Source organism: Vreelandella sp. ssv (genome assembly GCF_059448525.1).
In genome coordinates, this window is sequence record NZ_CM182545.1 from 3,672,660 (window position 1) to 3,698,800 (window position 26,141).

Annotated in this window: 23 protein-coding genes; 8 read left to right on the plus strand and 15 right to left on the minus strand. The window is 53.2% G+C overall.

Going from position 1 to position 26,141, the window contains the following annotated elements; all coding sequences use genetic code 11:
- Positions 1 to 16 precede the first annotated feature (16 nt).
- The 3 genes from AC5TBW_RS16730 to dctP form a co-directional block, all read right to left on the minus strand.
- Positions 17 to 1,339, minus strand: a complete 1,323-nt coding sequence (locus tag AC5TBW_RS16730; protein ID WP_495509641.1) for a TRAP transporter large permease — start codon at positions 1,337 to 1,339, stop codon at positions 17 to 19.
- Entirely contained in the window at positions 1,336 to 1,848 is a 513-nt protein-coding gene (locus AC5TBW_RS16735; RefSeq protein WP_495509642.1) for a TRAP transporter small permease subunit, read from the minus strand. Before AC5TBW_RS16735 ends, AC5TBW_RS16730 begins: the two co-directional genes overlap by 4 nt.
- Positions 1,849 to 1,936: 88 nt before the next feature.
- Complete coding sequence (dctP, locus tag AC5TBW_RS16740; protein WP_495509643.1) at positions 1,937 to 2,866, minus strand: TRAP transporter substrate-binding protein DctP; 930 nt, start codon at positions 2,864 to 2,866, stop codon at positions 1,937 to 1,939.
- Between the two features lie 315 nt (positions 2,867 to 3,181).
- On the opposite strand from dctP, the gene AC5TBW_RS16745 reads away from it, so the two are divergent.
- Positions 3,182 to 4,564 carry an aminotransferase-like domain-containing protein gene (locus AC5TBW_RS16745; RefSeq protein WP_495509644.1) on the plus strand — a complete coding sequence of 461 codons (1,383 nt, stop codon included), beginning with the start codon at positions 3,182 to 3,184 and terminating at the stop codon, positions 4,562 to 4,564.
- A 218-nt stretch (positions 4,565 to 4,782) separates the two neighbouring features.
- Here the strand turns inward: AC5TBW_RS16745 and moaB are convergent, their stop codons facing one another.
- From moaB to AC5TBW_RS16795, 10 genes are all read right to left on the minus strand, one after another.
- A complete protein-coding gene (gene moaB / locus AC5TBW_RS16750) occupies positions 4,783 to 5,304 on the minus strand; it encodes a molybdenum cofactor biosynthesis protein B (protein WP_495509645.1) in 522 nt (173 codons plus the stop codon).
- A 5-nt stretch (positions 5,305 to 5,309) separates the two neighbouring features.
- Positions 5,310 to 5,642: a DUF1244 domain-containing protein gene (locus tag AC5TBW_RS16755; RefSeq protein WP_495509646.1), complete on the minus strand. Its 333-nt coding sequence runs from the start codon at positions 5,640 to 5,642 to the stop codon at positions 5,310 to 5,312.
- Positions 5,643 to 5,747: 105 nt separating this feature from the next.
- Positions 5,748 to 6,848, minus strand: a complete 1,101-nt coding sequence (locus AC5TBW_RS16760; protein ID WP_495509647.1) for a formate dehydrogenase subunit gamma — start codon at positions 6,846 to 6,848, stop codon at positions 5,748 to 5,750.
- Positions 6,849 to 6,859: 11 nt separating this feature from the next.
- Positions 6,860 to 7,474 carry a formate dehydrogenase FDH3 subunit beta gene (fdh3B, locus tag AC5TBW_RS16765; protein ID WP_240717918.1) on the minus strand — a complete coding sequence of 205 codons (615 nt, stop codon included), beginning with the start codon at positions 7,472 to 7,474 and terminating at the stop codon, positions 6,860 to 6,862.
- Positions 7,475 to 7,538: 64 nt separating this feature from the next.
- Positions 7,539 to 10,391, minus strand: coding sequence for a molybdopterin-dependent oxidoreductase (locus AC5TBW_RS16770; RefSeq protein WP_495509648.1), 2,853 nt, complete (start codon positions 10,389 to 10,391; stop codon positions 7,539 to 7,541).
- 24 nt (positions 10,392 to 10,415) lie between these two features.
- Positions 10,416 to 10,616: a twin-arginine translocation signal domain-containing protein gene (locus AC5TBW_RS16775; RefSeq protein ID WP_495509649.1), complete on the minus strand. Its 201-nt coding sequence runs from the start codon at positions 10,614 to 10,616 to the stop codon at positions 10,416 to 10,418.
- A gap of 171 nt (positions 10,617 to 10,787) precedes the next feature.
- On the minus strand, positions 10,788 to 11,414 hold the full coding sequence (locus AC5TBW_RS16780) for a TorD/DmsD family molecular chaperone (RefSeq protein WP_495509650.1): 627 nt from the start codon (positions 11,412 to 11,414) through the stop codon (positions 10,788 to 10,790).
- A 4-nt stretch (positions 11,415 to 11,418) separates the two neighbouring features.
- Positions 11,419 to 13,158: a 4Fe-4S dicluster domain-containing protein gene (locus AC5TBW_RS16785; RefSeq protein ID WP_495509651.1), complete on the minus strand. Its 1,740-nt coding sequence runs from the start codon at positions 13,156 to 13,158 to the stop codon at positions 11,419 to 11,421.
- Positions 13,159 to 13,357: 199 nt separating this feature from the next.
- Positions 13,358 to 13,945: a DUF3306 domain-containing protein gene (locus AC5TBW_RS16790; protein WP_495509652.1), complete on the minus strand. Its 588-nt coding sequence runs from the start codon at positions 13,943 to 13,945 to the stop codon at positions 13,358 to 13,360.
- Positions 13,942 to 14,382, minus strand: coding sequence for a DUF3305 domain-containing protein (locus AC5TBW_RS16795; protein WP_495509653.1), 441 nt, complete (start codon positions 14,380 to 14,382; stop codon positions 13,942 to 13,944). The genes AC5TBW_RS16790 and AC5TBW_RS16795 overlap by 4 nt, the downstream gene beginning before the upstream one ends.
- A 175-nt stretch (positions 14,383 to 14,557) precedes the next feature.
- On the opposite strand from AC5TBW_RS16795, the gene AC5TBW_RS16800 reads away from it, so the two are divergent.
- Genes AC5TBW_RS16800 through AC5TBW_RS16820 form a run of 5 tightly spaced genes read left to right on the plus strand, consistent with a single transcriptional unit; the run spans position 14,558 to position 19,350 of the window.
- A complete protein-coding gene (locus tag AC5TBW_RS16800; protein WP_495509654.1) occupies positions 14,558 to 15,415 on the plus strand; it encodes a formate dehydrogenase accessory sulfurtransferase FdhD in 858 nt (285 codons plus the stop codon).
- On the plus strand, positions 15,412 to 16,038 hold the full coding sequence (gene mobA, locus AC5TBW_RS16805) for a molybdenum cofactor guanylyltransferase MobA (RefSeq protein WP_495509655.1): 627 nt from the start codon (positions 15,412 to 15,414) through the stop codon (positions 16,036 to 16,038). The genes AC5TBW_RS16800 and mobA overlap by 4 nt, the downstream gene beginning before the upstream one ends.
- The gene (moeA, locus tag AC5TBW_RS16810; protein WP_495509656.1) at positions 16,035 to 17,306 is read left to right on the plus strand and encodes a molybdopterin molybdotransferase MoeA; all 1,272 of its coding nucleotides are present in this window, start codon (positions 16,035 to 16,037) and stop codon (positions 17,304 to 17,306) included. The genes mobA and moeA overlap by 4 nt, the downstream gene beginning before the upstream one ends.
- Positions 17,303 to 18,325, plus strand: coding sequence for a GTP 3',8-cyclase MoaA (gene moaA, locus AC5TBW_RS16815; protein WP_495509657.1), 1,023 nt, complete (start codon positions 17,303 to 17,305; stop codon positions 18,323 to 18,325). The genes moeA and moaA overlap by 4 nt, the downstream gene beginning before the upstream one ends.
- Before the next feature lie 2 nt (positions 18,326 to 18,327).
- A complete protein-coding gene (locus AC5TBW_RS16820; RefSeq protein WP_495509658.1) occupies positions 18,328 to 19,350 on the plus strand; it encodes a CobW family GTP-binding protein in 1,023 nt (340 codons plus the stop codon).
- Here AC5TBW_RS16820 and AC5TBW_RS16825 read toward each other — a convergent pair.
- Positions 19,347 to 22,055, minus strand: a complete 2,709-nt coding sequence (locus AC5TBW_RS16825; protein ID WP_495509659.1) for a bifunctional diguanylate cyclase/phosphodiesterase — start codon at positions 22,053 to 22,055, stop codon at positions 19,347 to 19,349. The genes AC5TBW_RS16820 and AC5TBW_RS16825 overlap by 4 nt on opposite strands.
- Positions 22,056 to 22,259: 204 nt before the next feature.
- Here AC5TBW_RS16825 and AC5TBW_RS16830 point away from each other — a divergent pair, with 204 nt between their 5' ends.
- Positions 22,260 to 23,162 (plus strand): LysR family transcriptional regulator, encoded by a 903-nt coding sequence (locus AC5TBW_RS16830; RefSeq protein ID WP_495509660.1) that lies wholly within the window; start codon positions 22,260 to 22,262, stop codon positions 23,160 to 23,162.
- Positions 23,163 to 23,200: 38 nt separating this feature from the next.
- Here AC5TBW_RS16830 and AC5TBW_RS16835 read toward each other — a convergent pair whose 3' ends face one another.
- Complete coding sequence (locus AC5TBW_RS16835) at positions 23,201 to 24,718, minus strand: NCS1 family nucleobase:cation symporter-1 (RefSeq protein WP_495509661.1); 1,518 nt, start codon at positions 24,716 to 24,718, stop codon at positions 23,201 to 23,203.
- Positions 24,719 to 25,272: 554 nt separating this feature from the next.
- Here AC5TBW_RS16835 and AC5TBW_RS16840 point away from each other — a divergent pair.
- Positions 25,273 to 26,139, plus strand: a complete 867-nt coding sequence (locus AC5TBW_RS16840) for a nitrilase-related carbon-nitrogen hydrolase (protein WP_495509662.1) — start codon at positions 25,273 to 25,275, stop codon at positions 26,137 to 26,139.
- The last annotated feature ends 2 nt before the right edge of the window (positions 26,140 to 26,141 follow it).

Below are 26,141 nucleotides of genomic sequence, written 5' to 3' on the forward strand. Positions count from 1 at the left end.
TATTTGTTATCTCCTTTTAAGAGCGCACTTTCTGTGTGAGTTGTTCAGGCAACCAAGTAACGATGTCCGGGTAAAGCATGAATACGATGAGCGCGATCAGCTGCAATATTAAAAAGGGTACGATGGCCCGGTAGACAGTTCCCATGCCTATATTGGGTGGGAGCACTCCCTTTATATAGAAAAGCGTGTAGCCGAAAGGTGGGGTGATATAGCCCATTTGCGCCGTAATCAGGAAAAGCACACCGAACCAAATTGGATCAAATTGGAGGGCGGTTATAATAGGTAAAAAGACGGGCACGCATAAAAGAATGATGCCAATCTCATCTAGAAATAATCCCAGAAAGATCAATACCACCATCATGGAAATCAGCACTAGCCAGCGATTCATTTCAAGATCTTGAATAAACTGCAAAAGTGAATCCGCGCCACCAGTACCGGTGAAAATGGATACGAATATCTTCGCGCCAATCGTGATCCACATAATCATCGTGGTCACACGCAGTGTATCCATGGAAGCCGCCGACAGATTCTTAACTGTCAGCTGTTTCTGGAAGGCTGCTGAAACTAATGCCCCCACTACACCCACTGCTGCCGCCTCAGTAGGCGTTGCTATACCGGCGTAGATACTACCGAGCACGGAAAAAACAATCAGTACAGGGAGAACCAGGGATTTAAGAGAGCCCAGCATTTCACTGAGATTAGCCTTTTCACCTATCTGCCGGGGAGCCAGCTTAGGCTGTATAAGCGCGCGCGAAACAATATAGATAATATAGAGTCCCGCTAGAAAAATGCCTGGCACAATACCGGCAGCAAACATTTTGCCAACGGATACCTGGGCAGTCGACGCATACACAATCGTAATAATTGACGGCGGGATTAAGATACCCAGTGTACCTCCAGCACAGATAGTGCCGAGCGCAAGCCGCTGGTCATATCCTCGCTGAAGCATCGACGGCAGCGCGAGAATGCCCATCGCCGCCACAGCTGCACCTACAATGCCGGTCATCGCCGCCATCACCGTGCAAATAGCCACCGTACCGACGGCCAACCCTCCCGGCAGACGACGAAACCATAGCTCCATGGCACGATACAAAGCTTCAATGATGCCTGAACGCTGAAGCACGCTAGCCATCAACACATAAAGTGGAATCGCTAGTAAAATATCAGAGGACATTGCATCAAACGTTTGGAGCACGGTGAGCACTAGCGCATCCGCCCCCCACAGTACGACCGTGAATAGAATCGCCAGCAATGCCAACACAAATGCTAGCGGCATTCCACTGAGCAACAAAATCAGTAATGAGATGAACATCATTGAGAGAACGAGCGTTGAACTCATACTTTCACCTTTTGGCCTTGAACACGCTGAACCGCCAGGATGATTTCAGCGAGCGCTTGTAAAAGGAGCAAGAAAAAAGCAACAGGAATAAGCGCCTTTACGGGCCAAACGGGAGGATTCCAAGAAGTAAATGAAGTTTCACCACTTGCATAGGCGTTTAATGCGACGGGCAGGCTCTGATCAATAAACACTAGAGTAACCACAACAATAAGCGAATATGTAATGCAATCTACGAAGCCGGCCCACCGATAAGATAACTTGCGATAAAGAATATCTACGTTGACGTGACCAGCGGTATGCAGAAGATAAGGTCCGGCAAGTAAGAAATAGGGGCCAAATAACAGAGTCGCCAACTCCATCGCCCAGGTGGTAGGTGCGTTAAAGAAATAACGGGACACTACCTCGTAGCTAATAACCGCTACCATGATGAACACGAAAGCAGAAACTAAGGTAGCCACCCACCGGTTAAGCGCCGTTATAAAGCGGCAGTAGCCAAGAAGAACATCCATAAATGAACCTCGATGAGGAGTGCAATCCGGCCCATACCGGATTGCGATCGTGCGGAATTAGGTAGGCTGAACTTAGTCAATCAAACCATCAGTCGATCAAACCCAGTTCCTGCATAAACTCTATTTGGCTGTTAAGAATTTCGTTAGCCAATTCGTCATCGCCTGCCGCACTTCTCCAAGCATTCATTGCAGTAGGACGTCCTTGAGCAATTAGCTCAGGATCCAAATAGGTAATCTGTACGCCCTGAGCTTCGAATGCTTCCAGAGCCACAGCATCCTGGGCAAGAATATGCTGGCGCAGAGAAGACGAAATCTCGCGAGCCGCCACTTCCAACGCTGCTTTGTAAGAGTCAGGTAAGCTATCGTAGGCCGCTTGATTGGCTACATAACTGGTAGCGGTGGTAGGTTGATGAAAACCAGGCACGGCTAAGTATCCAGCCACTTCGCCTAAACCGGCTTCCAGATTAGCCGTTAGATCGCCACGGTCGGCAAGATCGATCACACCCTTTTCAAGGGCTTGATACACTTCTGCCGTCGGCAAGCCTGTGGTAGATACACCAAATTCGCTCATCACCGTACTCGCCAAACCCACAAAGCGACCTTTCTTACCATTAAGGTCATCGAGCGATTCAATGGGAAATTTCGAGTGGATAGGTTCTTGACCATAGACCGTAGGGGCAATGTAGTAGAGACCTGCTGTCGCATAGGCTTGGCGAGCTAGTTCAATCCCCCCTTTCTCATAGAACCAAGCTTCATACTGATCAGACTCAGGGAAACCAAACGGTAAGGTGCTAGTAAACGCAAATGCCGGTATGGAACCCGCCTCATAGCCATCAAACGTTTTCATCAACTGGAAAGCACCCGCTCGCACAGCTTCAAACGCTTGGGCTGACGGCGCTAACTGGCCACCTGCAAACAGTCGGATTTCGAATTTACCATTCGTTAATTCGGACACACGCTCTACGAACTTCTCTTCATACTCATAGGGAGTGGTTCCCGCATCCCAAAGTGCTTGCATCCTCCAATTGACGCTAGGCAGCTCCTGAGCAGCTGCAAAGGTGGGAATTGCACAAACTGTCAGTGCAGATAGCACGGCTACTGATCTAAAAAAGCCACCGTTTATTTTATTGATTGTTAATTTCATTATGCTCTCCATGGTGAATGCCTTTGCACTAAGCGATAGCCAGACATTGCAGCATCACCGATTATTGTTAGAAATGAACCCTAGGCTCTCATCTTAAATTAAGATGATTGCGTAAACTGGACAAGGTACAATCTTAAAAATTGACCCACGTACTGTACCCTTTAATAAATGGGTATAATTGAGCGTCAGATGAATCCAAAAACACCTCGAGCACAAGCAGTTGCCAATACGCTTATAGAACAGATTGAGCAGGGAAAGTTAACGGCAGGGACAAGGCTGCCCTCTATACGCAATGCCACACTGAGTTTCGGCGTTTCAAAAAATACAATAATTGATGCCTACGACCGTTTAGTGGCAACCGGATACGTTAGTTCCAGGCGTGGTTCTGGCTTTTATGTTGAAACATCAAGGCCCGCTCACCCCACCATTAAGCCTGAGCATTTTACTGAAGCAGTCGACTTGGTCTCACTGCTAAGAGAACAGTTAAACCAGCATTATGAAGTTCGGGCGGGCGATGGTCGTCTTCCAGCGAGTTGGATGGAGAATGCTGATATACGCAGGTACTTCAAGCGCAGCAATCGGGAAAAAGATGTTAGTGATGAGTTTGAGTATGGCAATCCTCAGGGGTTGATCGGCCTACGGGAGGATATTGCAAGAACGCTCATAGATCGCACTATCAGCGTTCATCCAGAACAAATTTTGATGACCTTCGGCGCCAATCATGCCCTTGATTTAATCGTAAGACACTTTGTTGAACCCGGAGAAACGGTGCTTGTCGAGAGTCCCGGCTATTACCCTATGTTCGGCAAATTACGATTACAGCGTGCAAAAACGATTGGCATTGCCCGAGGCCCGGAAGGGTTGGATCTCGACATGCTAGAACAGCATATACGCGAATACCGACCAAGACTTCTGTTCGTTCAGCCTATGGCGCATAACCCAACAGGCACATCGATGTCGCTCCAAAACATGCATGCCTTGCTACGTATCGCTGAACAACATGATTTAACCATCATTGAAGATGATCCGTTTGGAGATATCCTGCCTCGTTCCACACCGCATCTCGCATCACTTGATGGGCTCAACCGAGTGATATATGTAGGCACTTTTTCCAAGACACTATCTGCCAGTATACGCTGCGGCTATATCGCGGCCAATCCAAAGCTAATTCGCTCTCTGATCGATATTAAGATGCTCACCGTTGTCACCAGTTCAAGCATTATTGAACGCATGGTTCACGAGATTATCATTCATGGCCGATACCGCCGTCAGATGGCACGTTTACGTGAAAAAGTGGCAAAGGCAAGCGCTGTAGCGGTCACCTCTTTACGCAACATTGGCTTTAAGGGTATTCATCCGCCCATGGGGAGCTACTATGTCTGGTGTCCGTTACCAAAAGGCGTGGATGGACTTGAACTCGCGCGAAAAGCGTCTGTAGAAGGAATTTTCCTGGCACCTGGATCACTGTTCACTTTAGGTAATGATGAGATGGGCTCGGCTTTACGCATTAATATCGCGCTGGCTAACCATCCTCTCCTGTTGAAGTTTCTTAAAGAAGAAGCGTTAAGTTAGCTTTTCAACTAAGAGATCTGCTTAGTTAAATAACGAGACAAGCATTTAAAGAAATTTTTTAACGCATTTTAAACCAGTAAAATGGTTATATTTTATACTAAAGCGATCAGATGCGTTCTGCTTTGATGAGGTTAGTGGGTGTGGCGATTAAGAGTAGGAAAGCATCGCCACACTTGGCTTGCGACTGCTAGGGTTGCCCTAGTCAACAAAACACACCATCAGCCATGCTGTCCCCGGCCAGGGATGACCAGGTTGGCGAAGTTGCAGGGTTTGTGACGGCTATCCAACTGCTCTGCCAAAATGCCGTCCCAGCCGGTGCGGCAAGCGCCCGTTGAGCCCGGCAGGCAGAACACCACCGTGGCGTTGGATAGGCCGCCGAGGCAACGGCTTTGAATAGTAGAGCTGCCGATCTCATCACCGCTTAGCTGGCGAAAACGCTCACCAAAGCCTTCGATGTGCTTATCCAGCAGTACAGAGATAGCTTCAGGCGTAGAGTCGCGGCCGGTAAAGCCGGTGCCGCCGGTGGTGATCACCACCTGCACGGCTGAGTCGGCTATCCAGTTCGCGACTACCGCACGAATGCGGTAAACGTCATCAGGCACAATGCGCTTTTCAGCCAGCGTGTGACCCGCCTTGGTTAAACGCTCCACAAGGGCTTGGCCACTGCGATCGGTCTCTTCATTACGCGTATCAGAGACCGTCAGTATGGCTATGTTGAGAGGCACCATTGGCTCGCTCATTGACGTCACCCCTGTTTGGTCGCTTTCTTTTTGGCGTGGTGTGCTTCCCAAGCCGCCATTTGCTCTGGCGTGGCTTCCGGTTGGTAAAGCTCTTTCCACTCGCTATAAGGCATACCGTAAACGTACTCACGGGCCTCATCGTAATTAAGGCTTTCATCCCGAGCCTCTGCGGCACTCACCAGCCACTTAGATAAGCAGTTGCGGCAAAAATCCGCCAGAATCATCAGATCGATATTCTGGACATCCTTGTTATCGTCAAGGTGTTGAAGCAAGCGACGAAATGCGGCGGCTTCCAGCTCAGTGCGCGTAGCTGGGTCTAACTGATCAAATGCTGACATAACCGTTGCTCTCCTAAAATGACGTTTGGTTCTTTAATAACTTAAGGTGAAGCATAACAAAAGACACCGCCAAAAGGCGGTGTCATAGCTATCAAGATGTGATCATCAACTGGTTCGTGTAGCCGACGGTTCACCGCCGCCGCCAGATGATTTGCGAGCTGCAACCTCTTCTTCCGATAGCGTTTGGTCTTTCACCTCGTCGTACCACAAATTGTGGTGCTCTTTGGCCCAAGTCTCATCCACGTAGCCCGTGGTCATACCCTCTAGCGCGCCTTCAGTACCCAGCGTGCCAATATAGATATGCCCTAAGGAGATGGCGGTGAGTCCTAGTGCACCCACTGCGTGGATAATGTTGGCCCACTGCATGGTGTCACGGCCCTGGTCGAAGTTGGGGAAGTCGAGCACCAAGCCACTGGCAATAACGAGAATACCGACTGTCGCCAATATCCAGTACCAAGCCTTCTCCCCACCGTTGGCAAAGCCTGCGTCAACATGCTTTTTACCAATCATCCCACCGCCTTTCTTGAGCCATACCCAGTCATGCTTTTTGGGAATGTTCTGTTTAATCAAGCTGGCCAGCAGTATGACGAGTAAAATGCCAAAGATCGGCCCTAGATAGTTGTGCAGCACTTTCGTGGCCGCAATCATCCAGGCCCAAACCCCATCGCCAAACAGCGGGCGGAACACGAACTTGCCGAACAGCAGCGTCATCCCGGTCAGCGCCAGAATGATAAACAGCGTCGCTACCGTCCAGTGCAGTGCGCGTTTCATTAGCGTCCAGCGCAAGAGCAAGCGACCTGTACGCGGTGCTTCAAGATCCTTACGTCCCACAATGAAGTAGAACAGCGCGATCAGGGCCGCCATGCCAAATACCGCGATCAAACCAAAGGGCGATACCCAGCGGTTACGAATTTCCCGCCAGGTTTCACCGCTGGAATTGATCAGGCTGTAGTTGCTATCAAAGCGCGAGTCGCGGTAATTAGGCCCGGTTTCTCCACTACGCACCTGGCGCCACTGATCGGCGGTAATACCAGGAGCAGCAGTGGTCATTTCACGGTCAGGATCTGCTTGGGCCACCGCCACTTGCGTGAAGCCGAGGCTGAGCACCAACGCAAGCGCTACCAACATAAAGCGCCAGATGCCCAGGGCGAGCCCTTTACCTGAGCGCGGCACCCCACCGGGTGCCTGTGCAGTCAACAGGTTCATGACACGCCTCCTTACCCTTTATGGGCAGCATCATAGGCTAGGTTGTCGGCACTGGCCTGGGGGTTATTGGACCAAGCGCCATCTTTATGACCGCGGTGTACAACCCGCTGACGGAAGATGTCGGCAACGTCTTGTGCATCACCCGCGAGTAGCGCTTTGGTAGAGCACATTTCTGCACATAGCGGCAGCTTGCCTTCGGCAATGCGGTTTGAACCGTACTTCTCGTACTCTTCTTCTTTGCTTTCGGCCGGGCCGCCCGCGCAGAAAGTACATTTGTCCATCTTGCCGCGTTCACCAAAAGCATCCTGCTGAGGAAACTGCGGGGCGCCAAACGGGCAGGCGTAAAGGCAGTAGCCACAGCCAATGCAAAGGTCTTTATCGTGCAGCACGATGCCGTCATCGGTCTTGTAGAAACAGTCTGTGGGACAGACGGCCATGCAGGGGGCATCGTCACAGTGCATGCAAGCGACGGAAATGGACATTTCATTCGCTTCGCCATCATTTAGTGTCACCACGCGGCGACGCTGAATGCCCCACTCGACATCGTTGGCATTTTTACAGGCGGTGACGCAGCCGTTGCATTCAATGCAGCGTTCGGCGTCACACATAAATTTCATTTGAGCCATGGTGTTCTCCTCATACCGGTGCGGGATGGCTCCCGCACCGTAATGCTGTCAGGTCGGTCGGGGCTTAAGCCCGCTCAATGCGGCAAATGGTGCACTTGGTCTCTTGCATCAGTGTCACCGGGTCGTAGCCGTACGTGGTGGCGGTATTGGCCGCTTCACCAATGATGTACGGGTCCGACCCATCCGGGTAACGGTCGCGCAGGCTCTCGCCCTGGAACATGCCGCCAAAGTGGAACGGCATAAAGGCCACGTTGCGATCGACGCGAGGAGTGACCAGGGCTTTAACCTTCACACGGCCCCCTTCTGCCCCTTCAACCCAAACATCGTCACCATCTTTGATGCTGAGGTCGTTGGCGTCCGCCGGGTTGATCTCGACAAACATCTCCTGTTGTAGCTCGGCAAGCCACGACATGGAGCGCGTCTCTTCACCGCCGCCTTCATACTCAACCAGTCGCCCAGAGGTGAGAATCATTGGATACTCACCGCTGTTGTCGCGATCCTGAATGGTTTTGTACATGGTCGGCAGGCGCATGATGGAGTCGAAATCGTCCCAAGTAGGGAAGCGTTCAACCAAATCGCGACGCGTGGTGTAGAGCGGCTCGCGGTGTTTCGGCACCTGGTCGGGGAAAGTCCAGACTACAGCGCGTGCCTTGGCGTTGCCGTAGGGCGCACAGCCATGCTCGATGGTGACACGCTGGATACCGCCAGAGAGGTCGGTTTTCCAGTTTTTGCCTTCCGCCGCCTGCTTCTCTTCGGCAGTCAGGTCGTCCCACCAGCCTAGGTCTTTGAGCAGTTGGTCGTTGAACTCTGGGTAGCCATCGTCGATATCGCCGCCTACCGGCGCTGAACCTTCCGCCAGGAGGTTGACGCCGTCACGCTCGATACCAAAACGGGCGCGGAAGCCCATACCACCTTCCATCACCGGTACGCTGGTGTCGTAAAGGTTGGGCGAGCCTGGGTGGCCGAACTCTGGCGTGCCCCAGCAGGGCCACGGCAAGCCGTAGTAGTCACCATCTGCCGGGCCACCCTCTGCGCGCAGGTTCTCGAAGCTGAACGTGTGCCAGTTTTTCTGGTGCTCTTTGAGGCGTTCGGGGCTCTGTCCGGTGTAGCCGACCGTCCACATACCGCTGTTGATTTCGCGCAGAATGTCATCGATGAGCGGCTCGTCACCGTTCATCTGGTAGTTCTTAACCAGCTCATTACCGAAGCCCAGCTTACGGGCAAACAGGTACATGATCTCGTGGTCGGGTTTGGACTCAAACAGCGGCTCAATCACGCGGTCACGCCACTGAATCGAACGGTTAGTCGCGGTAACACTGCCGGTGGTTTCGAACTGGGTGGCCGCTGGCAGCAGATAAACGCCGTCGCTGCGGTCGTGCATTACGGAGGCAACGGTGGGATAAGGGTCAACGATGACCATCATCTCAAGCTTCTGCATCGCTTTTTGCATCTCGACGCCGCGGGTCTGGGAGTTAACCGCGTGGCCCCAGTAGAACATCGCTTTCAGCGCGGTACGCTGGGAGATATTCTCGTCCTCCTCGAGCACACCATCGACCCAGCGCGACACCGTAATACCGGCGCTGTACATGGGCTTACCATCGGCATACTCGGTGTCATCGTAGCGGCCTTTAAGCCACTCGTAGTCGAGATCCCACACCTGCGCCCAGTGCTGCCAGGCGCCTTCCGACAAACCGTAGTAACCCGGCAATGAATCACAGCCAAGGCCAAGGTCCGTTGCGCCCTGTACGTTATCGTGGCCGCGCAGGATGTTAGCGCCGCCGCCCGCCACACCAATATTACCCAGCGCCAGCTCAAGAATGCAGTAAGCGCGGGTATTGTTGTTACCAGTAGTGTGCTGGGTACCGCCCATACACCAGACCACACAGCCAGGCCGGTTGTCGGAGAGGCGCTTGGCGACATCGTACATCTCGGCTTCGGGAACGCCGGTGACTTCTTCTACAACGCTGGGCGGGAAGTTGGCGACTTCGGCGCGCACTTCATCCATACCGTAAACACGCTGATTGATGTACTCGTTATCTTCCCAGCCATTTTCAAAAATGTGCCACAACAAGCCCCAAATATAGGCAACGTCCGAACCGGGACGTAGACGCACGTATTTGTTGGCCTTGGCGGCAGTACGGGTAAAGCGAGGGTCAGCGACGATAATGTCGCAGTTGTTGCGCTCCTTAGCGATCAGGATGTGCTGCATCGCCACCGGGTGCGCTTCACTGGGGTTGGAGCCAATGAACAGAATCGACTTGCTGTTATGCATGTCGTTGAGCGAATTGGTCATCGCTCCATAACCCCAGGTATTCGCCACCCCGGCCACGGTAGTTGAGTGGCAGATACGCGCCTGGTGATCGGTGTTGTTGGTGCCCCACAGCGAGGCAAGCTTGCGCATTAAATATGCTTGCTCGTTGTTAAACTTCGCCGACCCCAGCCAATAAACGCTGTCCGGGCCGTGCTCTTCGCGCAGCTCGAGCAGTTTGTCGCCGATCTCGTTAACGGCGTCTTCCCAGCTCATGCGCTCCCACTCACCGGCCACGAGCTTCATCGGGTACTTGAGGCGTCGCGTGGAGTGGCCGTGCTGGCGCAGCGAAGCGCCTTTCGCGCAGTGCGCACCGCGGTTGATGGGGTGATCAAAAGCCGGTTCTTGCTTGGTCCAAATACCCTCTTGAACTTCCGCATAAACGCCACAACCTACTGAACAGTGAGAGCAGATGGTGCGTTTGGTCTCTACCGGCGAGTCGAGTACGGGAGTTTTGTCCGCGGCTTCCGAGCGCTTCATCATCGGCGCGCCCATGAAACCAACAGCGGCCACGCCGCCCGTGGCCGCTCCGGTGCGCTTAAGGAATTGACGACGGGAAATTCCCAGCCCGGAGGCCTTGGGGGTGTCTGTTTTGCGAGTTAAACGCATGGCAAATCTCCTGGCATTCCGCCGTCAGTCACGCAGCGAAGCGTAATAAGCACGGACGTGGTCAGTCTCACGGTAATTAACCGTTTGTTTTTCGTTTTTCACTGGGGCAGTGTCAGCCTGTGCCAGAGTGACATGACCGACTGCAGCCGCAGCGCCAGCAGCGGCGGCTCCCAACCCAACGGTTTTCATAAACCGGCGGCGCTCAGAATTGTGTGACTGGTGCATGGGTCTCTCCTCTTGCATGCTTTTTTGCGGGGCCATTTATCTAAGGTCTTTTTATAAAAAGCTTTTGGCCTTTTTAATCAGATTGCTGCTGTTATCCAATACCTTCGCGCCCATGCCCTGACTAAATGGATCTCAAAAGCTTAGCGCGATATCACCGGTTCTGTATCAACGTTACCGCTCGACAATACGCACCGGCGTATGACCCGCATCAACACTCAAGCGAGCCTCCTCACTCTCCATAAAAGCGCTACCCAACTGCCCCAGCGCTGCATAGAAAGCAGTGTCTACCTGCCCCAGGTCGGCAAAACAACTGGCCGCCCAAGGGGCTAAATGTTGGCTAAAGAAGTAGGCCTGCTCGTGACTGGCTGAGTCAATCAGCATTGCCATGACTTCGCATAGTGCAGCCAGGTGATCTTCAGGGTCACGGGTGTGTTCACTGCGCACAAAGCCGAGCACCTTCAAATCCTGACGCAGCGCCACCAGCGCGGCTTCCATCAATTCGCCATTGCGGTACCAAGAAGCATAGGGCACCACGTCACCTTGAATCACGCCAACCAAGTGCTGAAAGTGAGCGCGCTGGAGTTTTTCCAAAATAGCGCCGCCTTCATTACTCGCGGCGACTTCTGCCAGTGCCTGCCAGCACTCTGCTAAACGGCTGCCGTCTTGCTCAATGTCCAGCTCAGCTAGCCAATTCAGCAGTTCGATATCCGGCGCTTGGCGCAATAGTGTGGCAAACAGCCGGTAGATATCGGCGCGTAGCGCATCCGCTTCTTTCAGCGTGGGCAGTGCATCCGTCATCGGCTTATACCTTTAGTTGCGCGTCGGGATCGCGAATCATTGTTTTCCAGACATCTTTAACACGGCAGTCTTCACACATTTCAAGACGAATCATAGCCTCACCGGCAAAGTACGGGTGATTGGCCAACTTCTCTTTAATAGTAGCTACCGTGCTGACAGTGGCAAACGGCTTACCGCAGTTAATGCACTCAAAGGCGGCCTCTTCGTGGCAGATCTGCCGCGTTTCCCGTGCCTCAGTGGCCAAAAAGCCCGGCAGTAGGGTAATCGCATCTTCCGGACAGGCCTGCTCGCACAGGCCGCACTGCACGCAGTCCGCTTCGAGGAAACTCAGCGCGGGCGTTTTGCCACCCGACTTTAGCGCTGGCGTTGGGCAATTACTGACGCAGGCGTGACATAGCGTACAGGCATCGCTATCTACCTGAATAGCGCCGTATGCTGCGCCTTCTGGCATCGCGACTCGTTCACTATGAGGGTTACCCAGTTCGGCCAGCCGTGCCAACACACGGTTAAAGCGTGCACGCTTTTCTGGCTCTGGCAGGTTTAGCGACACCTGCGTTAGAGGCGTGAGCGCTGGCAGGGCATCCCGAGCGGCTTCATCGGCTATCTCAATCAGCTTTACGCGAGCACGATCATGGCCCAAAGCGTCTAATAGAGCGTGAGCCTGGGTAACTTGATCAGTCAAGAAGCTGCTCAAGCGGGCAGGCATATTGGGGTGAAGCTGGATACGCACTTCAGCGGCACCCGCAGCCAGGGCAGTTAGCCACTGGTCGTGGCCCGCCGCTCCCAGTTCTTCCAAGGGAGCATCAATCACGTGGCCAGCAGGCACTGCCCCCGCTGCGCGCTCGGCGTCTTGAGAGTCGTGGGTAATAAAGCGAAGGACTGGCACCTGGCCACCGGCTTCACGATAGGCCGCCAGCCAAGCGGAGAGCGTATCCTGCTGGCGGCGCGTTTCCGGTAAGCGGAATTCAATCGCGCCCGTAGGACAAGCGCTGGTGCAACTCCCTACGCCTTGGCAGAGGTAAGGGTCAATCTCTATGCGAGACTCAATCCGGCCTTTAACACTGGAGATGGCATCCGCCGGACAAACATCCAGGCAGCGGGTACACCCAATGTTGCCGCTGGTTGAGTGGGCACATAGGTCACTGTTAACTTGAAAATAGCGGGGTTTGTCGAATTCGCCCACTAGCCCTACAAAACTATCGAGGGTTTCGTTGCGCTGGTTTAAATCTTGATTCTGGCCTTGCCACTGCATGGTCACATAGCCCGGCGGCGGCAGTTCCCAGCGCTGGGAGTGGGTCGTCGGGGCCAGATCGAGAATAAGATCAAAACTATCGCGCTCAATCAGTGCGCGGGCAAGATCCAGCGGCACATCACCGTCATCAAGCTGAACGTTAAAGGCCCCCAGATAACCATTGATACGCAGCTTGCTTAGCTGCTCGCGCGTTATCGTTTGACTGACCAGCGGTTCGTTGGCACCCAGTGGAGCGACCGTTTCGTTATCTGGACTATCGACCACGGACTCAGTGACCAGCAGTGTAAGCGACGCCAAACCGCGCCCTTGAAGCGCGCGAGCTACTGGGTAAATGTCGGCTTCGTTACCGATTAACAGCGCATGACCACGGCTGTGATAAGTCACATTGGCAGGCGTTAAATTAGCAGGCCACGAGATACGTCGGCGTACCGTTTCCCGAGCCTCAGCATTGCGCTGGTCATCTATCGACGCCAGTTGGATTCTTTGGTTCATGCGTTCTCACGGTCAGTGAATAATTCTTATTATATTTTTGAGTAATAATGATTAACTATTGTGGCATAACAATGCGTTAAATCTAAGTTCAGACTATGTGTAACACAGCATTTTGCCAACCTTCTTGCCGTCAACGCTACCAACGCTGACGCCCCAAATAACACTCAGGCTATTGATTATTAAATACAAAAAACCCACATCATACTTTCTTCTGAGTATCAGATAAATAATCAGACTGGTCGTCTAGCGCAGCATTTTCTACCAGGTTGTCATCAGCGGTCTTTGTTTGCTCGCTGACGGCTATGTCATTTTGCGACTCGCTTTGACTGTCATCATCCAGTTGCTTGTCGACCGCTTCCTCCACTTTATGCGTCCAGCGTCGCAGCTTACCGGCGAGTTCTGACGACATCGGCTTCAACAGTTTATTGTAGTCGGCATCATAATCATCCAGACCATCGCGCACGTTATAGTTACCGGTGGCCCACAATCGTTTCAATGCTTGCCGACGCAAAGGGCCGCTGACGCCTGGCGCCATAAATGCACTGAAGTCGCTGCCCGCTTCTAACGCATCGGGATCTGGCAAGGTGTGGTCGAGGCTACCGGGTTCTGGCGGTGCCTGGGTTGCATCAGGGCCATGGTGGTGCGGCTGCTCTGCTCCATTGGGCGAGGCATTCGGCTCGGCGGCCAGTTCATCAACAGGCTCTTCAGCAGGTAATGACGCTGCCGATGCGTCCTCTTCCTTTGGTACATTGCGCTTTAGTCGCGACCATCGCTCTAGGCGGCTCATTGCGGCTGCTCCTTACTCGGCGTGTCTTTAGCGCGGCCAGCCCCTTTGCGCTTTTTCTTGCGCATTTCCACTGGCGCTTCACCCTGTCGGGCTAAATAGCTTTCAATCCATACCTGAATAGCCATCGGCATCGACGCTTCCAGCACCTGCTGTTCGCCGTCCATCCAACCGGCCGCAACGTCCTGGCTAGCGGTAATCGCATCAGGCTTGGGTGTTTGCCCGGTAAAACCCGCCCGTACAAAAAGCCGTGGTGTAGCCGACGTTAGATTGAAACGGTAGGCGGCACGTTCAGTCATCGACAGTTGCAGGTTAAGGACAATGTCACCCTGATCGCCCAGCGTTAATTCAGCAATACGCCACTGCGTCAGCGTAAAACGCTTAACCTGCTTTGACTCAGCCACCAAGGTAATACTGATTGGGCGTAGGTTATCACTCATATATTTATAAACCCTGGACCTTGAAGGGATGGCATGTGAAGAGATAGCACTTAGAAAAGATGCTACTTATTAAGGATAGCGCTTGAATGGGTAGACAAGTAAGCATCTCCAGCGCCATCATCGTCAACCCTGACTTTTTTACTCAGGTATTTTATTTTAGTAGCGAGGATTGCGGATGCACGCTCTTCAGTTAAGCCGAGCCCGCTTACCGGCCACCACCGAGATCAGTATCGTTGATGAGTATGGTGATGCGCGCCAGCAGGCGATCGCCGCTGAACGGGCGCTAACCGTTTATCTCAATAAGCGTGAGATAGTGACCTTGATGACGCTAGGCGACGACCCAGAGGCACTGGTCGTGGGCTATCTGCGCAATCAAGGGCTGCTAATAGCGGCGGCTGATTTAGAAGCGGTGCAGGTCGATTGGGAAGTAGAAGCGGCGGTCGTAATTACACGCCACTTGCCCGAAGATTTAGAGGCGCGCTTAAGCACTCGTACGGTGACCACCGGCTGCGGCCAGGGCACGGTATTTGGTAAGTTGCTTGATCAAACCGCACTCACGGCGCTGCCCGACACTCAACTGGCACAATCATCGCTCTATCGACTGCTGCAAAACCTTAACACCTACAACGAGACTTATCGCAGCGCTGGCGCCGTTCACGGGTGCGCGCTGTGCCAACAAACCGAGGTTCTCGACTTTGTTGAAGACGTAGGGCGGCATAATGCGGTGGATACCCTGGCCGGACGCCAGTGGCTACAACAGGCTGACAGCGCTAATGCGGATATTTTTTACACCACGGGGCGGCTGACCTCTGAAATGGTGCTAAAAGTGGCGCAAATGGGCATTAGCGTGCTGGTCTCGCGCTCAGGCGTTACGCAAAAAGGTGTCGAGCTAGCCGAACGCTTTGGTGTCATGCTGATTGCCCGTGCAAAAGGGCGCCACTTTCAGGCCATTAATACTCACAACCGTTTAACGCTAGACGCTATTCCGCCGCGCCCATCCCACGCCCGCTCATCCAAAGAGGCAAGCTCATGATCCCCACTCACGAACTCACCGGCATGATTCTAGCGGGCGGCGAAGGGCGAAGAATGGGCGGCCGCGACAAAGGGCTTGAACCTTTCGCTGGCCTGCCGCTGGTCGGCCATGTGGTGAAACGCTTTGAGGGTCAGGTGGCCGAGCTGCTGATTAACGCCAACCGCAATGCTGATGCCTACCGCTTTTTCGCCGATCGTGTCATAGCTGACCTTGTAATGGACGGCGACGAAGGCGGCTTTAAAGGCCCGCTGATGGGGATCTATAGCGGCCTACGCGCGGCAAAAACACCCTGGTTGCTAGTCGCTCCCTGCGACTCACCCGCTCTGCCTGACGATTTAGTGGCACGCATGGTCAAAGGTATTGGCCACCACGATATCGCCGTCGCCTTTGATGGCGAACGACTGCACCCGGTTGTTGCCCTACTGCGCACTTCGCTGGCGGATGATTTGGCCGTCACCCTTGCCGAAGGCGAGCGTAAGATCGACCGTTGGTACGCACGCCATGCTTGGTGCAAGGTTGATATGTCGGACTGCCCTGATGCCTTTGCTAACCTCAATACTGAGGAAGAGAAGCTGCACCTGGAAAAAGTACTAATGGGTTCTTCGAGCAAGGAGGTGAAATGACCCTCTCCTGCTTTGATCTTGGCGAGCAGATGCTCAGCGTCGACGAGGCACGCCAAGCGCTAGCCACCTTGATTGAAAGCCCGCTGGGCAGCGAACAGGTGCCGCTGGCGCAGGCCCATGGACGACGTTTGGCCAAAGCCGTTCAGGCCTCCATTAACGTGCCGCAACATACCAATGCGGCCATGGACGGCGTAGCGCTAGCCTTGCCCAAAGAAGGTGTTGGAGTAAAGCAAACCCATTGGCCACTGGCCGGCGAGGTCTTGGCCGGGCAGTATCGCAGCGAATTAGTACCTGCCGGTCACTGCGTACGCATCACCACCGGCGCCCCTTTGCCGCCGGGCACCGATACAGTGGTCATGAGTGAACAGTTGCGCGAACCGTTAGATGATAAGCCTGCGCATGTGATCATTGAGTCTCCTGAGCTTCTCAAACACGGCCAACATGTACGTCAAACGGGTGAAGATATTGCCATTGGTGACATGGCACTGCCTGAGGGTTCACGGCTCGATGCCGCCTCGTTAGGGCTTTTGGCATCACTGGGTTATGCGGAGGTAGCGGTGTGCCGACGCCCAAGGGTGGCGATTTTTTCCACCGGCAATGAAGTCACGGCACCTGGTGAGCCACTGCCCAAGGCAGGTATTTATGACGCCAATCGCTTCACCCTGATGGGGTTGCTTTCCGAACACGGCGCCGACGCCATTGACCTTGGCATTCTCCCGGACGATTTAAACGCTATTAAAACGGCCCTTGAAAACGCTGCAGAGCAGAGCGATCTGGTGATCACCAGCGGCGGCGTTTCCGTGGGTCAGGCTGATTTTACCCGTGAGGCTCTGGAGCAGTTAGGCCGCCTGGCCTTCTGGCGGGTAGCGCTGCGACCTGGCCGCCCCATGGCCTGCGGCTGGCTGGGTAAAAAGCGCACACTGTTTGTTGGCTTGCCCGGCAATCCGGTAGCGGTCATGGTAACCTTTCTACAGTTTGTTTCGCCGCTGTTGGATCGGCTTAATGGGCAGCCATTGGCACCACCACACCGTCTTTATGCCGTTACCGAAAGTCTCTTAAAAAGCCGCTTGAAGCGTACTGATTTTATCCGCGGCGTTTACCATACTGATAGCGAAGGACGGTTACTCGTGCGCAGTACCGGTGCCCAGGGTTCTGGCATTTTAACCTCGATGGTGGCTGCGAACTGTTTGATTGAGCTTGCCGACGACCAGGCAGGCGCACAACCGGGCGAGGTAGTCAGCATTCAACCACTTACGGGATCGCTATGACCGAGCAACGACAGACCCAAGCTCACGCTAACCAGCAATTGATCGACGACTTTGGTCGACGCATTAGCTATGTGCGTATCTCGGTCACCGACCGCTGTGATTTTCGCTGCGTGTACTGCATGAGCGAGGAAATGACGTTCCTGCCCCGCGCTCAAGTGCTGACGCTGGAAGAGATCGCCATGGTGGCCCGAGCCTTCACGGAGCTTGGGGTCGAAAAGATTCGTCTTACCGGCGGCGAGCCGTTAGTGCGCCGTGGCATTGAGCAACTGGTCGATGAGATCGGTTCGATGCCAGGTCTTAACGACTTCACCATGACCACCAATGGTGCCAGCCTACGCAAGCACGCCAAGCAGCTTTACGCCAGCGGCCTGCGGCGGCTGAACATCAGCCTGGATTCGCTGGATGCGGAGCGCTTCAAGCAACTCACCCGAACCGGTGATTTGGCTAAAGTCATCGACGGCATTCACGCTGCTAAAGAAGCAGGCTTTCAACGTATCAAGCTCAACGCGGTGATCTTAAAAGGTCGTAACGACGATGAAGTGATCGACCTGGTCACCTTTGCCCGCCAGGAAAACCTCGATATTAGCTTTATCGAAGAGATGCCTCTGGGCGATGTTTCCGACCATTCGCGGGCGGAGACCTTCTACTCCAGTGACGATGTTCAAGAATTGATCGAAACGCGCTATCCGCTGATCCCTACGACCGAAACCACCCCCGGCCCATCGCGCTACTTCAAAATGGCCGACAGCGACAGCCGGGTAGGGTTTATTTCCCCCCATAGCCACAACTTTTGCGATACCTGTAACCGGGTGCGCGTGACCGTGGAAGGCCGTTTACTGCTTTGCCTAGGCAACGAACATTCGGTAGATCTGCGCGCCGTGCTGCGCCGCCACCCCGGCAATATGCAGGCGCTCAAAGAGGCCATCATCAACGCCCTACCGCTTAAACCCGAGCGCCATCACTTCACCACCGATGGCGATGTGCAGGTGGTGCGCTTTATGAATATGACAGGGGGGTGACGTTGGCAGCGTCAGAAAGATTGGCAAAAGTGCCGGTGCATATCATTACCGGCTTTCTAGGCAGCGGCAAAACCACGCTTATCCACAGCCTCATCGAGCAGAAGCCTGTGGATGAAACCTGGGCCATCCTGGTCAACGAGTTTGGTCAGATCGGCATCGACCAGGCCATGTTTGATGCCCGTGATGATGTGGTGGTGAAAGGCCTGCCCGGCGGCTGCCTGTGTTGCCAGCTCGCTTTTGTACTGCAAGCGGCACTGGTGAATTTACTCGCGCGCAGCAAGCCTGATCGCGTCATCATCGAACCCTCAGGCCTTGGCCACCCGGCAGGCCTGTTGGATCTACTGCGAGGGGAAGCCTTTCATGAGGTGGTCGAAGTACGCGATATCATTGCCACCCTTGATCCTCGCCGCCTGGATGACCCACGCTCCCGAACGCACGACACTTTCCGCGATCAACTCGATATGGCCGATGCCGTGGCGCTCACCATGCTCGACCAGAGCACGCCCGAACAGCTCAGTAACGCCCATGCCTTTGTGGCGCAGCGCTGGCCGCCGCGTAAATGGGTGCAGGAAGCCCCGCAAGGCAAACTACCGATAGCGTTGTTGACCCAAAGTGGAAGCACCGAAGGAAGCGATATCAGCATGCCCGCCAACCATCAACAGCTGGCGGCAGCGCCCAGCATAGCTGGGTCATTTTTTGATTTCCCACCTCCGCCGGGCACGCCGCAACGCGAAACAGGCACTTCGCTGGGCTACACCAGCACGGGTCTGCGCTGGCATCCAAGCGAGCGCTTCGAGCTGAATAGTTTGGCCAAATGCTTGGGAGAGTTACCTAGGGAGGCACGTATTAAAGGCGTGTTTCATACCGATAGCGGCTGGAAACGATTTAATCGTGCCGACGGTACGCTCAGCGTTGAGAGCAGCGCGTGGCGGCAAGACTCACGATTAGAGATTATCCTCCCCAATGCACTGGTGCCCAACGCCGTTGACATCGAAACGCGCCTGCACACACTGACACTGGCCTAGTGGGCTAAAATTAGCCGTTCAATTTCGTCAATGGGGACCGGGCGTCCGAACAGGTAGCCTTGATAAGCATGGCAGTCGTGTGCCAATAGCCACGCCTGCTGCGCCTTAGTCTCAACGCCTTCCGCAATGACCTCTAAGCTGAGGCTCTCCGCCAGGGCAATTGTACTTTCGACAATCGCCGCATTGGCTTGGCTTTCGAGCACCTGCTGGACAAAGGATTGATCAATTTTTAGTTGGTCGAGGGGCAGTTGAGCTAAATACGCCAACGATGAATAGCCAGTACCGAAATCATCCAGCGAAAAGCGCACGCCTTGCGATTTGAGGGCGAGCATTTTATCGCGAGCATCGTCCCGGGCTTCCACAAACAGAGACTCGGTTACTTCCAACTTTAGCTGCTGAAGCGACGGCTTGGTGCGCGTAAACACCCCCTCTAAACGGCTTAGAAAGTTCTCATCGCGAAACTGAACCGGGCTGATATTAACCGATATCGTTAACTGGCTTAGCCGTGGATGCAGTGCCCAGCGTGCCAATTGATAACAGGCATCTTCCAATACCCATTCGCCCACATCGTTAATCAGCTCCGTACTTTCCAACACGGGAATAAACTCACTTGGAGAGACCATGCCACGCTCAGGGTGTTGCCAGCGCAACAACGCCTCGACGCCGGTTATCGTACCGTGGTGATTTACCTGGGGCTGATAATAGAGCTGCCACTGTTTGTTGGCCTGCGCTTGGCGCAGATCCGACTCTAGTTTTACATGCGCCAGTAGCGCTGCCTGCATTGCAGGGTCAAAAAAGCATATGCTGTGGCGGCCTCCGAGCTTAGCCTGAAAGAGCGCCATATCCACCTGCTGCAGATAGTCATCAGGGCCGCACTCATTGCTCGCCATAATCGCAATACCAATACTTCCGGTTACCGTGATGCTCTCTTCAGCTAGGATGATTGGTTCGTTAACCGCTGCCAGCAACTTATGTGCGATACGCTCCGCCAGCCGGGTAGTTTGGGCGTAATTACTATCAACACCTTCGATTAATACCGCAAATTCATCACTTCCCAACCGCGCCAAGGTATCGGTATCGCGCAACATCTGGCCCATACGCCGAGCAACGCTCTCCAGCACCTGATCACCCGCATAGTGACCCAGAGTATCGTTGATTTGCTTGAAGTTATCGATATCGATAAATATCAGCGCGCCGCAACGCTGATGGCGCTGAAGCTCTTTGAGGGCAGCGCCCATACGATCCATAAACAGTCGCCGGTTCGCCAACCCAGTCAATGGATCATAAAAGGCCAACTGATGTATCTCTTGCTCAGCGGCTTTGCGCTCACTGATATCGCTCATCGTGGCCACGTAGTGAGTTAATGTGGCCTCTATACTGTATACCGCGCTAATGGTGAGCCACTCAGGAAATAGCTCACCATTTTTGCGCTGATTCCATATCTCCCCTTCCCAATTACCGGTTTTGATAACACGCTTCCAAAGCCGCCGATAAAACGCCGCATTTTGTAAGCCAGAGCTAAACATACACGGGTTTTTACCCACTATCTCCGCTTCGCTATAGCCAGTAATACGCGTGAACGTCTCATTAACCTTGAGAATAGAGCCCCGAGGATCAGTAATTAGAATCCCTAAATGGGTCTGAAAAGCAGCAGCGGCAATTTGCGCTTCAGCGCGCGCCTCCTCACGCTCCTCAATACGCTGGCGTAGCTGGTGCGCCAATGCTAAACGGTTTAGGTAGTGACGCGCTCCCCACGCGCCGAGCAGGGCAATGACAGCCATCACCAAGATTAAGATCAAGGCACGCTGCCGCCACCCCGCCAGCAGTTCGTGCACGTCAATACCCACCACCGCCAGCATGGGGTAGTCACCTACCCTCTGCATACGAAACAGACGTTCACGGCCATCAATAGGTGACTTAGCGCTAAACGAGAAAGTAACTTCACCATTTGTTAGCCGCTGAGATGTTTCAGCGCTTTCAATTTGTTTGCCAACCGTAAAGTGCTCGCCTGCCATAGGGTAACGAGCAATGAATTTCAGCTCGGAGTCGACCAGAGAAATACTTTCTCCATCATGAACACTCATTTGCTCAAGCGATTCAGAAAAGACTTCTGGAACGATACTGGAAACTACCACACCATCGAAATCACCGGCAGTCGTCTCGACGCGTCGGCCATGATACAAATAGTAGCGCTGATCGCTTTTTGACCAGTAAAGAGGTGTAATCAGCTCTCGCTGCTGGCTAAGCTGAAATATTTTAAAAAAACGCGTTTCGCTAATATCAATATTGGTATCCCGATCGACTCTGCTACTCGCTAGCAAGCGTCCTGTCGAACCAAATGCACCTATCTCATCAACCATAGGTACGTATGAGGCGAGGTTTCCCAGCGAGCGCTGTAACCGCTGAGGATTGTTGCTATCAGGTATGTCTTGTAACGCCAATATTTCCGTTAGCCCAAACAGCGCTTGTCCACTTTGTGCAAAGACTCCTTTTGCCCACTCGGTCACGACATTGGCCCGCCCGGTAATGCGGGATTCAGCGGCCTCAATTTCTTGCTGATACTGTTCATTAAGCAGCCATCCAAACAGTGCCATCATGACCAGAAGTGCCAGCATGTAGAGCGTAATCACACTGCGCCGCTGTTGGCGGTAAGTGCTTGTTGCTTTCAGAACATCATCATTTACATCAATGGCAGTGACGGACATCGCGCAGAGGCCTTATTCAGGTAACCCATCGGGACACCTGATACAGTGTTAAAAATAACCAGAAACAATATATAGCACGCGCAGGCATGTGGCTTTAACTGATAGTGCCGCGGTGATTTTACGATGTATATCAGCTTTTATCGCCGTTAATGCGTTGAAAAGCGTGACGTTAACCATTGATTGTCTACGTACCTAGGAACTGTTATGGCATCGCTGGGGCAAATGAGTGACTACGAGATACGTCTAATCCGTATTTTTAAGACGGTGGTTGAATGCGGCGGCTTTACGGCCGCAGAAACGACGCTCGGCATCAGTCGCTCAGCGATTAGCCAGCACATGAATGATTTAGAGGGGAGGCTGGGATTTTCACTCTGCCAGCGGGGGCGCGGCGGGTTTAGTTTAACAGAGGAAGGTAAAGAGATTTATCAGGCGGGACTAACGCTACTAACGGCATTGGAAACCTTCAAAAGTGATGTAAATGCCCTGCATCAAACGATTAAAGGTGAGTTGAATATTGGTATTACCGATAATCTGGTAACACTACCCGCCATGCACGTCACCAATGCGCTGGCTGAACTTAGCGCGCCGGAGAATGAGGTAATGCTGCATATCCACATGGAGCCCTCTGATGCCGTCATTCGAGGCGTGATGGACGGCCACTTGCATGTCGGGGTGGTCCCCGCAGTCAACCTGCCTACCAGTTTAGAAACCCGACACCTTTACGACGAACCTTCGTACCTATACTGCGCAGCGGATCACCCACTGTTTAACCAGCGCGACGATACGCTTAATGCTGAGGATATCGCCCAACACTTCGCTATTTCGCCTCGCTATCCGCTGCCGATCGAGGCGCGTCAGGCACATGATGCTCTCTCGCTACGCGCGTCGGCATCTGATCGGGAAGGCGCTGCGTTTTTAATTCTTACCGGGCGTTTTATCGGCTTCCTTCCTGAGCATGTGGCCGAACAGTGGGTCGTGGCAGGCAAAATGCGCGCGCTGCATAGCGCAACTCAACACTACCGTATTCCATTTGTGCTGGTTACTCGCCACGACCGCCGCCCCAACCGAGTGGTCGATGCTTTTCTGAGTTTAATCAAAAGCAGCTAGGGTAAAAACCCGGCACGACTAAGCCGGGCTTAAACGGCTTAACGCTGTTCGGTCGTCTCGCTGGCCATGATTGGCGCGGGCCCCGCCTGAGGCGATGACGCTAACAGCTGGCTAGCAACAAAATAAACAACTGCCCCCAGCACCGAGCCGGTAAACCAGCCGTAGTCGTAAAACCAGTTCATAGTACCAGTTAACAACGACAATAAAGTCAGCGCCACCGGCACACCGAAAGCGATGAAACCGGCGATATTCACCGCTGGATAAGCATGATTATCCATATACAGGCTAGGGATATCGAGGCGCTGCTTTTTAATAAGAAAATAATCGACCGCCATGATGCCCGCAATGGGCCCCAGTAGACTGGAGTAACCTAACAGCCAGTTGGAGTACATCTGCTCAAGCGAAACCCCAGGTGGAATAACGCCCGCTTTTTGCAGCAGGTCGTAGCCCATTAATAGCACACCCACAAACCCCGTTAAAAGTACACCGCGGGTCTGGTTAATCAACTTAGGGGCAATATTCTGGAAATCGTTGGTGGGAGAGACAATATTAGCGGCAGTATTCGTAGAGAGAGTAGCGATGATGATCAACAGCATCGCTAGCACTACCCAGAAAGGGCTATTGATCATCCCAATCAGATTCACAGGATCAGCGATCGTTTGACCTACCAACGACTCAGAAGCAGCAGTTAACACCACACCCAACGCGGCAAAGAAGAACATCGTCAGCGGTAAACCGATTATCTGACCAACAATTTGATCTTTTTGGCTTTTCGCAAAGCGGCTGAAATCCGGGATATTAAGCGATAGTGTGGCCCAAAACCCCACCATGGCGGTTAAGCCAGCGAAGAAGTAGCCATACACCGACGCGCCGTCAGGGCGCGACGGCGGTTGTGCCAGCAGCTCGGTCATCGACATGTTCGGCCACGCCCATATCATTAGCCCGATGCCCACCGCCAGCAGTAACGGTGCGGCTAACGTTTCCAACCACTTAATCGATTCGGCCCCACGAATTACCACGTAGAGATTCATCGCCCCGAAAACAAAAAAGCCAATCACTTCCCCCACGCCGCCAAGCGCCGCCCAGGCGGGAATCAACTCAGACAACAGCAAGTGAATCGCCAACCCGCCAAACATGGTCTGAATACCGAACCAGCCGCAGCCCACCAATGCCCGTACCAGACAAGGCACGTTGGAACCTAAAATGCCAAATGATGAACGTAAAACGACGGGGAATGGAATGCCAAATTTAGTGCCAGGAAAGGCGTTTAAGGTCAGCGGAATCAGCACGATGATATTCGCCAATAGAATGGCAAACAGCGCCTCACCGACGCTTAGACCAAAATAAGCGGTTAATACGCCGCCTAGCGTATAGGTAGGCACACAAATCGACATACCCACCCAAAGCGCTGCAATATTCCACTTACTCCAAGTGCGTTCGCTGGCTTGGGTGGGTGCAATATCCTCGTTGAAGCGTGAACTGTTGCGCACATCGTTGCCTACATCAAGCTCAACCAGACCATCTCTATCCACCATCTGAGAGGTTGTTCCCGTCATTTTATCTATCCTCTGCAATGAGTTACCCAGCTACGCTCTTTTAAGGACCTTCACGGTCAGTGGAGCATCTCAAACAGAATTAAAAGCAATAAGCGTGCCTACTTACAAAAGCAGAACCATTAACTCATTGATTAAAAAGCTGCCTTACTGGACAACAATATTATTGTTAGTTGGTTAACTGTATTAATCACGTTCCCCAAACCAAAATCGATTAAACAAAGCTAGGTCAAAAAAAATATTTGCACCAACTTTAAACAACAAAATCTTCAAATGGCCGTCAATATTAACATTAACTATATGTTTTATATTAATTAATTAAAAACCCCAAAACAGTGCACTGGCTCACCAAAAGAGTGAATAGACTTTTTAAAAACAATAAAAACAAACAAACTCAACAGGTTAAATGAAAATTAAAAAATACAAGTCATAAGCTTGCTAAAACCAGCCAGCCAGCGATACTTTCAACAAAAGCTGTCTTGTTTGTCAGCTTTATTAGTTGTTTCTCAATACCGCCTTGCCACGCGCTTTAAACCTACAATCAGAGGGAGCGTCTCATGCAGAAGATAAAAATCGGCCTGATACAAATGGGTCTAAAAACCAGCACCGATCTTGAGCCTGACGCTATTCGCGACGCCATGAACGAGGCCCACCTGCCGATGATTCAACAGGCAGCTGACCAGGGCGTGCAGGTGCTGTGCTTCCAGGAAGTCTTTAATCAACCCTATTTTTGCCCCAGCCAGGATGAGAAATGGTACGCCGCCGCCGAGCGTGTACCAGAAGGCCCCACCTGCCAGATGATGCAAAAACTCGCTGCAGAGCACCACATGGTCATCATCGTGCCGGTGTATGAAGAGACAGAGACCGGCGTTTATTACAACACCGCCGCAGTATTCGACGCCGACGGCAGCTATCTGGGCAAGTATCACAAGACGCATATTCCCCAAGTGGCGGGATTCTGGGAGAAGTTCTTTTTCAAGCCGGGCAACTCCAACTGGCCGGTATTTGATACCGCCTACGGCAAAATCGGCGTGTATATCTGCTATGACCGTCACTTCCCGGAGGGCTGGCGTGCCCTGGCGCTCAACGGCGCCGAGGTGATTTTCAACCCTTCCGCCACCGTGGCCGGTCTCTCTCAATATTTATGGGAGCTTGAGCAACCCGCCTCCGCTGCCGCTAACGGCTGCTTTATCGCTGCGATCAACCGCGTCGGCACTGAAGCACCTTGGAATATCGGTGATTTCTATGGCTCCAGCTATATCGTTAACCCCCGCGGCAAGATCGAAGCCCAGGCCAGCGAAACCGACGACGAGTTGCTGGTGCATGAAATCGATTTGGACATGGTGCGCGAAGTACGCAACAACTGGCAGTTTTTCCGCGACCGTCGCCCAGAGACCTACACCCGCCTGACCGACGGCGAATAAGC

What these genes read in the sequence shown, in the direction of transcription:
- AC5TBW_RS16745 (WP_495509644.1), top strand. Translation starts at nt 3,182, where the DNA reads ATGAATCCAAAAACACCTCGAGCACAAGCAGTTGCCAATACGCTTATA.
- mobA (WP_495509655.1), top strand. Translation starts at nt 15,412, where the DNA reads ATGATCCCCACTCACGAACTCACCGGCATGATTCTAGCGGGCGGCGAA.
- fdh3B (WP_240717918.1), bottom strand. Translation starts at nt 7,474, where the DNA reads ATGGCTCAAATGAAATTTATGTGTGACGCCGAACGCTGCATTGAATGC.
- AC5TBW_RS16760 (WP_495509647.1), bottom strand. Translation starts at nt 6,848, where the DNA reads ATGAACCTGTTGACTGCACAGGCACCCGGTGGGGTGCCGCGCTCAGGT.
- AC5TBW_RS16800 (WP_495509654.1), top strand. Translation starts at nt 14,558, where the DNA reads ATGCACGCTCTTCAGTTAAGCCGAGCCCGCTTACCGGCCACCACCGAG.
- AC5TBW_RS16785 (WP_495509651.1), bottom strand. Translation starts at nt 13,158, where the DNA reads ATGAACCAAAGAATCCAACTGGCGTCGATAGATGACCAGCGCAATGCT.
- AC5TBW_RS16735 (WP_495509642.1), bottom strand. Translation starts at nt 1,848, where the DNA reads ATGGATGTTCTTCTTGGCTACTGCCGCTTTATAACGGCGCTTAACCGG.
- AC5TBW_RS16840 (WP_495509662.1), top strand. Translation starts at nt 25,273, where the DNA reads ATGCAGAAGATAAAAATCGGCCTGATACAAATGGGTCTAAAAACCAGC.
- AC5TBW_RS16780 (WP_495509650.1), bottom strand. Translation starts at nt 11,414, where the DNA reads ATGACGGATGCACTGCCCACGCTGAAAGAAGCGGATGCGCTACGCGCC.
- AC5TBW_RS16825 (WP_495509659.1), bottom strand. Translation starts at nt 22,055, where the DNA reads ATGTCCGTCACTGCCATTGATGTAAATGATGATGTTCTGAAAGCAACA.
- dctP (WP_495509643.1), bottom strand. Translation starts at nt 2,866, where the DNA reads ATGCAAGCACTTTGGGATGCGGGAACCACTCCCTATGAGTATGAAGAG.
- AC5TBW_RS16830 (WP_495509660.1), top strand. Translation starts at nt 22,260, where the DNA reads ATGGCATCGCTGGGGCAAATGAGTGACTACGAGATACGTCTAATCCGT.
- AC5TBW_RS16795 (WP_495509653.1), bottom strand. Translation starts at nt 14,382, where the DNA reads ATGAGTGATAACCTACGCCCAATCAGTATTACCTTGGTGGCTGAGTCA.
- AC5TBW_RS16730 (WP_495509641.1), bottom strand. Translation starts at nt 1,339, where the DNA reads ATGAGTTCAACGCTCGTTCTCTCAATGATGTTCATCTCATTACTGATT.
- moaA (WP_495509657.1), top strand. Translation starts at nt 17,303, where the DNA reads ATGACCGAGCAACGACAGACCCAAGCTCACGCTAACCAGCAATTGATC.
- moeA (WP_495509656.1), top strand. Translation starts at nt 16,035, where the DNA reads ATGACCCTCTCCTGCTTTGATCTTGGCGAGCAGATGCTCAGCGTCGAC.
- AC5TBW_RS16775 (WP_495509649.1), bottom strand. Translation starts at nt 10,616, where the DNA reads ATGCACCAGTCACACAATTCTGAGCGCCGCCGGTTTATGAAAACCGTT.
- moaB (WP_495509645.1), bottom strand. Translation starts at nt 5,304, where the DNA reads ATGAGCGAGCCAATGGTGCCTCTCAACATAGCCATACTGACGGTCTCT.
- AC5TBW_RS16835 (WP_495509661.1), bottom strand. Translation starts at nt 24,718, where the DNA reads ATGACGGGAACAACCTCTCAGATGGTGGATAGAGATGGTCTGGTTGAG.
- AC5TBW_RS16770 (WP_495509648.1), bottom strand. Translation starts at nt 10,391, where the DNA reads ATGCGTTTAACTCGCAAAACAGACACCCCCAAGGCCTCCGGGCTGGGA.
- AC5TBW_RS16755 (WP_495509646.1), bottom strand. Translation starts at nt 5,642, where the DNA reads ATGTCAGCATTTGATCAGTTAGACCCAGCTACGCGCACTGAGCTGGAA.
- AC5TBW_RS16790 (WP_495509652.1), bottom strand. Translation starts at nt 13,945, where the DNA reads ATGAGCCGCCTAGAGCGATGGTCGCGACTAAAGCGCAATGTACCAAAG.